Genomic DNA, 6,403 nt, shown 5'->3' on the forward strand with positions numbered 1-6,403 from the left:
CCGACGGCGGCTCGCGTCCCGCGACGGGCCTCCCGCCCCGTCCCTCCGCGCCTACCGGGCCTGCCGGCCCCGGCGGTCCCGCCGGGGCGCGGCGGCCTGCGGGCGCGCCGTACCGCGGTGACGCCCCCTCGCACGGGTCCAGCGCGAGCCACGCGGCCCACCGCGGACCGTTGCCCGGCTCGAGCCCGTCGAACCCGGCCCACCGTCCGGGAACCGGGGGCACCGGGGGCACCGGGTCCGGCGCCCGGCCCCTGCCGCAGCGGCCGTCGGCACCGTCGAGCGGCTCCAACCCCAGCATCCGCCCGCCGGGCGCGCGCCCCGGCGGCCCCGGTGCGCCCGGTGGCCCCCGACCCGCTCCCCCGCGTCCCGCTCCCCCCCGACCGCAGGGACCGTCGGGCGCCTCCCGCGCCTCCGGCACCTCCCGCTCGTCGGGCCCCAGCACGCAGGCCGTCGCCGCGGTGGCGATCGCGGCGGTCGCCGTGCTCGTGCTGCTCGTCGTGCTCCTCACGGCCGGCTGATCCGCGCCCCTCGCACGGTTCCCCGCACCATCCCGCGCACGACCCCGCGCACGACGAGGGCCGCACCACCGACGGTGGTGCGGCCCTCGTGCCGTGCGGGGTGCGGCGCCGCGAGGGGCGCGCGCGGTCAGGCCTTCTGGCGGTACTCCTTGAGCATCGAGCGGCCGATGATCATCTTCTGGATGTCGCTGGTGCCCTCGCCGATGAGCATGAACGCCGACTCGCGGTAGAGGCGCTCGATCTCGTACTCCTTCGAGTAGCCGTAGCCGCCGTGGATGCGGAACGACGCCTCGACGACCTCGTTGCAGTACTCGCTCGCGAGCATCTTGGCCATGCCGGCCTCGACGTCCATCCGCTGGCCCGAGTCCTTCAGCCGCGCCGCGCGCACCATCATCGTGTGGGCGGTCTCGACCTTCGTGGCCATCTCGGCGATCCGGAACAGGATCGCCTGGTGCTCGGCGATCGGCTTGCCGAAGGTCTGGCGCTGCTGGGCGTAGGCGGTGCCGAGCTCGAAGGCGCGGTTGGCGATGCCGCAGGCGCGGGCCGCGACGTTCACGCGGCCGACCTCGACGCCGTCCATCATCTGCGAGAAGCCCTGGCCCGGCGCCCCGCCCAGCACCTGGTCCGCGGAGATCTCGTGGCCCTCGAGGATCATCTCCGTGGTGTCGATGCCCTTGTAGCCCATCTTGTCGATCTTGCCGGGGATGGTGACGCCCTGGGCGGTCTCGCCGAACCCGGCCTCCTTCTCCACGAGGAAGGTCGTCATGTTCTTGTAGACGCTGTCCGCGCCCTCGTCGGTCTTCACCAGCACCGCGACGAGCGTGGAGGAGCCGCCGTTCGTCAGCCACATCTTCTGGCCGGTGATCGAGTACGACCCGTCGTCGCGCTTCGTCGCCTTGGTCGTGATGGCCGAGACGTCCGAGCCCAGCCCGGGCTCCGACATCGAGAACGCGCCGCGCACCTCGCCGGTGGCCATGCGGGGCAGGTACTTCTGCTTCTGCTCGTCCGTGCCGTGCTTCATCAGCAGGTAGGCGACGATGAAGTGGGTGTTGATGACGCCCGAGACACTCATCCAGCCGCGGGCGATCTCCTCCACGCACAGGGCGTAGGTGAGCAGCGACTCCCCCAGCCCGCCGTACTCCTCGGGGATCATCAGGCCGAACACCCCGAGCTCCTTGAGCCCCTCGACGATCTCCGTGGGGTACTCGTCCGCGTGCTCCAGCTCGGTCGCGACCGGGATGATCTTGTCCTCGACGAACTGGCGCACGGCCTTGACGATCTCCGTCTGGACATCGGTCAAGCCGTCGGTCTGGCAGAGCCGGGCCATGGTGTTCCTTCCGCACGGGGGCAGGGGCTGGGCGCAGCGTAGTGGCTCGCGCCCCCGGCGATGTTACCGCTCAGTACGGCGAGACCACAGGCCCCGTCCGCGTGGCGTGCGGCCCGGCGGCCTAGCGGTAGCGTTGCGCCGTGAGCTCCCCGACCCCGCGCGTGTACGCCGCCCGCCTGCTCGGACTGCCGGTCTTCGACCCGCAGGGCGAACAGGTGGGCAAGGTGCGCGACGTCGTCGTGGTGCTGCGCAGCGACGGTGGCCCGCCCCGCGCGGTCGGTCTCGTCACCGAGGTGTTCGGCCGCCGGCGGGTGTTCCTGCCCATGACGCGCGTGCTCGCCATCGAGGCGGACCACGTCGCCACCACGGGGCTGCTGAACGTCCGCCGCTTCGAGCAGCGGCCGACCGAGATCCTCGTGATCGCGCAGATGCTCGACAGCCGCGTGACGCTGCGCCACACCGGCGTGACCGGCACGGTCTTCGACATCGCGGTCGAGCAGAGCCGCACCCGTGACTGGTTCGTCTCGCGCATCGCCGTGCGGGAGTCCTCGCGCACCTTCCGGCGCCGCGGCCAGACCCACGTCGTGGAGTGGGGCGAGGTCGAGGGCCTCGGGCGCCGCGACGACGCCCAGGGGGCGACGCGCCTGCTCACCGCCATCGGGGAGATGCGGCCCGCCGACGCCGCGCGCACCATCCACGAGCTGCCGCCCGAGCGCCGGCGATCCGTGGTGCTGGCGCTGCCGGACGAGCGGCTGGCCGTGATCCTGGAGGAGATGTCGGAGGAGGACCAGGTCGCGGTGGTCGAGCTGCTCGACTCCGAGCGCGCCGCCGACGTGCTCGAGGAGATGTCGCCGGACGACGCGGCCGACCTCATCGCCGAGCTGCCGGACGACACCGCCGCCCAGCTGCTGGCCCTGATGGAGCCCGAGGACGCCGCCGACGTGCGGCGCATGATGGCGTACGCCGAGGAGACCGCCGGCGCGATGATGACGCCCGAGCCGGTCATCCTCTCCCCCGACGCGACGGTCGCCGACGCGCTCGCCCACGCCCGCAACGCCGAGATCACGCCGTCCCTGGCCGCCCTCGTGTTCGTGTGCCGCCCGCCCCTGGAGACGCCGACGGGCAAGCTGCTGGGTGCCGCCCACATCCAGCGCCTCCTGCGCGAGCCGCCCTCGAGCCTCGCCGCGTCGGCCATCGACCCCTCGCTCGACCCGATCCGGCCCGACGCCAACATCGACGAGGTCGCGGCCCACCTCGCGACGTACAACCTCGTCGCCGCCCCGGTCACCGACGAGCAGGGCCGCCTGCTCGGCGCCGTGACCGTCGACGACCTCCTCGACCACCTCCTGCCGGAGGACTGGCGCGAGCGCGCGGCGGAGCGGGGTGAGCGCCGGTGAGCGCCCGCGACCAGGGCCGCGACCGCGGTCGCCTCGACACCCCCCAGGACGCGCGCCGTCCGCTCGTGCGGCGCCCGTCCTACGACTCCGACGCGTTCGGCAGCTTCGCCGAGCAGTTCGCGCGGTTCATGGGCACGGCGCGCTTCCTGCTCTACATGTCGCTGTTCGTCGTGGTGTGGGTGGTGTGGAACGTCGCGACGCCCGACGCGTGGCAGTTCGACCCGTTCCCCTACATCTTCCTCACGCTGATGCTGAGCCTGCAGGCCTCGTACGCCGCCCCGCTGATCCTGCTGGCGCAGAACCGGCAGGAGAACCGCGACAAGGTCGTCGCCGAGCAGGACCGCCGGGCCAACGCCCGCGCCCACGCCGACATGGAGTTCCTCGCCCGCGAGGTGGCCTCGCTGCGCCTCGCGGTCGGGGAGGTCGCGACGCGCGACTTCGTCCGCAGCGAGCTGCGCGCGCTGCTGGCCGAGCTCGGCGACGGCGACGAGCGCGAGAGCGGCTCGGAGCGCTCCCCCGACGAGGGCACCGAGGGCGGTCGTCGCAGGCGCGACGGATAGGCTGGGGGCATGAGCGCCACCCCGCCGGCAGGCACGCCGAGCGTCGAGCAGGTCACCACCGCCCTCGGCTCCGTCAACGACCCCGAGATCAAGCGCCCCATCACCGAGCTCGGCATGGTGGACGACGTGGCGGTCGACCCCGACGGCCAGGTCCGCGTCAAGGTGCTGCTGACGGTGGCGGGCTGCCCGCTGAAGGACACGATCAACCGGGACGTGACCGCGGCGGTCGGCGGGCTCCCCGGCGTCACGGGCGTCGCCGTCGAGCTGGGCGTCATGAACGCCGAGCAGCGCTCGAACCTGCAGAGCACGCTGCGGGGCGGCCAGGCGCAGCGCGAGATCCCCTTCGCCCAGCCCGGCTCGCTGACCCGCGTGTTCGCGATCGCCAGCGGCAAGGGCGGTGTCGGCAAGTCGTCCGTCACGGTCAACCTCGCGCTGGCGATGGCGCAGCAGGGCCTCAAGGTCGGCGTCGTCGACGCCGACATCTACGGCCACTCGATGCCGGCCATGCTGGGCGTCGCCGACGCGCGCCCCACCCAGGTCGACGACCTGATCATGCCGGTGCCCACGCCGTCCGGCGTCTCCGTCATCTCCATCGGCATGCTCAAGCCGCGGCGCGACCAGGTCGTCGCCTGGCGCGGCCCCATGCTCGACCGGGCGCTCGTGCAGATGCTCTCCGACGTCTACTGGGGCGACCTCGACGCCCTGCTGCTCGACCTGCCCCCGGGCACGGGTGACATCGCGATCTCGCTGGGCCAGCACCTGCCGAACGCCGAGGTCCTCGTCGTGACGACCCCGCAGGAGGCGGCCGCGGAGGTCGCCGAGCGCGCCGGCACGATGGCGTCGATGATGCACCAGCGCGTCGTGGGCGTCGTCGAGAACATGAGCTTCTTCCTCAGCCCCCAGGGCGAGAAGCTGGACATCTTCGGCACGGGCGGCGGCGACCGCGTCGCGGCCACGCTCTCGGAGCGGTTCGGGTACGACGTGCGCGTGCTGGGCCGCGTGCCCCTCGACCCGTCGCTGCGCGAGGGCGGCGACTCCGGCAAGCCCATCGTGGAGTCGGACCCGACGTCGCCCGCCGCGCAGGAGCTGCTCGAGGTCGCCCGCTCGCTCACCGGTCGGGGCCGCGGCCTCGCCGGGATGCAGCTCGGTCTCACGCCCACCGCGAAGTTCTGACCCGGTGTTCGGCGTCGGGATCCCCGAGCTGGCGGTCATCGCGCTCGTCGCGATGATCGTGCTCGGCCCGGACAAGCTGCCGGAGGTCGCCCGCCAGGCCGGGCAGATGCTGCGCCAGCTCCGCCGGATGGCGACGACCGCCCGCGACGACCTGCGCACCGAGCTCGGGCCGGAGTACGCCGACCTCGAGCTGCGCGACCTCGACCCCCGCGTCATCGTGCGCAAGCACGTGATGGAGGCCCTGGCCGAGGAGGAGGAGGCCAAGCCGCAGCGCGCGGGCATGCGACCCCTCGAGCCGGGCGAGCTCCCGCCGTACGACGCCGACGCCACCTGATCGGCTAGACCGCGCCCCGCTGCTCGCTCTGCACCGCGGCGAGCCCGGCGAACGGCACGAGGGCGACCTCCGGGGTGCGGCCGCGCACGGGCTCGCCCCGGCCGACCTCGACGAAGTCCGCCCCCACCCGGAGCAGGACGCCCTCCGTCCGGGCGCCGCACACCGCGTGCAGCACGCAGCGCTCCCCCGCCTCCGAGAGGCGCCGCAGCGCGGAGCCCAGGCCGAGGCGGTGCACCACCGACCACGCCGACTCCGGGCGCGAGCGCTCCGAGGCGCCCCGCACCAGCTCGACGGTCTCCGTCCGCACCACCCAGTCGCTGCGCGGCGTCTCGACGAGGCACCAGCCGTCCCCCACCCGGCGAAGCCGGCCCGCGACCGCACCGGGCCCCCGCACGTCGAGCACGACCTCCGCCTCGAGCGACGCCATGAGCCGGCTCGCCAGCGTGACCTGGCGGTACTCCGCCCGCGCCCGGTCTGCCACCTCGGCCGCCCGCTCGCGCTCGAACGCGACGGCCGCCTGCTGCTCGAGGTCGTCGAACAGCGCGAAGACCTGCTCCTCCCAGCGCACGGGGTGGAGCCTCGCACCGCGCGGTGTGCCGGCGCCAGCCTGTTGACAAGCCGTTGACACCGCGTCCTAGTCGCCTTTAGATGATGCAAACAGACGCAAACGCAAAGGTTCTCGGGATGTCACACCTCAGCGCAGCGTCGCCCCGACGCGTCCTCGCCGTCTGGGCCGGCGCCACCACCGCCCTCGCGGGACTGCTCGTCCTCGCCTGGGCGAGCCTCGGCCCCGCCCTGCCGGTCCTCTCCGGCGCCCCGGTGGGGTACGGCGAGCTCCTCACCGCCCTCGCCGCGGCCGTGCTGCTCCTCGCGGCCCCCTGGTGCTGGTGCGTCGTGACCCTCGTGGCGCTCGACGCGCTGCGGGGGCGCGAGCGCCGGCGCACCGGCTGCCCGGAGGCCCTGCGCCGCTGGGTGCTCGCCGCCTGCGGCGTGGTCGTGCTGTCCGCCGCGGTCGCCCCCGCCGCCCACGCCACGCCCGGCGACGGCTCCGCCAGCGGGGCGGTGGCGGGGGGCGACCCGCCGGTGAGTGCGTT

7 protein-coding genes are annotated in these 6,403 nt (G+C 74.0%); 5 read left to right on the top strand and 2 right to left on the bottom strand.

Features of this window, described 5'->3' with window-relative positions:
* Nucleotides 1-645 precede the first annotated feature (645 nt).
* On the bottom strand, nt 646-1,845 hold the full coding sequence (locus tag KK617_RS18215) for an acyl-CoA dehydrogenase family protein (RefSeq protein ID WP_301799829.1): 1,200 nt from the start codon (nt 1,843-1,845) through the stop codon (nt 646-648).
* Nucleotides 1,846-1,985: 140 nt separating this feature from the next.
* Between KK617_RS18215 and KK617_RS18220 the strand changes: the two genes are divergently transcribed.
* The 4 genes from KK617_RS18220 to KK617_RS18235 are packed head-to-tail and all read left to right on the top strand — an operon-like array spanning nt 1,986 to nt 5,309.
* The gene (locus KK617_RS18220; RefSeq protein ID WP_277501608.1) at nt 1,986-3,242 is read left to right on the top strand and encodes a CBS domain-containing protein; all 1,257 of its coding nucleotides are present in this window, start codon (nt 1,986-1,988) and stop codon (nt 3,240-3,242) included.
* On the top strand, nt 3,239-3,802 hold the full coding sequence (locus KK617_RS18225; RefSeq protein WP_277501609.1) for a DUF1003 domain-containing protein: 564 nt from the start codon (nt 3,239-3,241) through the stop codon (nt 3,800-3,802). Before KK617_RS18220 ends, KK617_RS18225 begins: the two co-directional genes overlap by 4 nt.
* A 9-nt stretch (nt 3,803-3,811) precedes the next feature.
* Nucleotides 3,812-4,975: an Mrp/NBP35 family ATP-binding protein gene (locus KK617_RS18230; RefSeq protein WP_277501610.1), complete on the top strand. Its 1,164-nt coding sequence runs from the start codon at nt 3,812-3,814 to the stop codon at nt 4,973-4,975.
* A gap of 4 nt (nt 4,976-4,979) precedes the next feature.
* Nucleotides 4,980-5,309: a sec-independent translocase gene (locus KK617_RS18235; RefSeq protein ID WP_277501611.1), complete on the top strand. Its 330-nt coding sequence runs from the start codon at nt 4,980-4,982 to the stop codon at nt 5,307-5,309.
* Nucleotides 5,310-5,313: 4 nt separating this feature from the next.
* Here the strand turns inward: KK617_RS18235 and KK617_RS18240 are convergent, their stop codons facing one another.
* Entirely contained in the window at nt 5,314-5,877 is a 564-nt protein-coding gene (locus tag KK617_RS18240) for a hypothetical protein (protein ID WP_277501612.1), read from the bottom strand.
* A gap of 116 nt (nt 5,878-5,993) precedes the next feature.
* Here KK617_RS18240 and KK617_RS18245 point away from each other — a divergent pair.
* On the top strand, nt 5,994-6,403 hold a 410-nt coding region (locus KK617_RS18245; RefSeq protein ID WP_277501613.1), incomplete at its 3' end, for a hypothetical protein.

Origin of the sequence: Nocardioides sp. ChNu-99, assembly GCF_029493445.1 — a bacterium.
GTDB lineage: Bacteria > Actinomycetota > Actinomycetes > Propionibacteriales > Nocardioidaceae > Nocardioides.

Coding starts and splice junctions, on each gene's coding strand:
- KK617_RS18215 (WP_301799829.1), bottom strand. CDS start 1,845: ATGGCCCGGCTCTGCCAGACCGACGGCTTGACCGATGTCCAGACGGAG.
- KK617_RS18230 (WP_277501610.1), top strand. CDS start 3,812: ATGAGCGCCACCCCGCCGGCAGGCACGCCGAGCGTCGAGCAGGTCACC.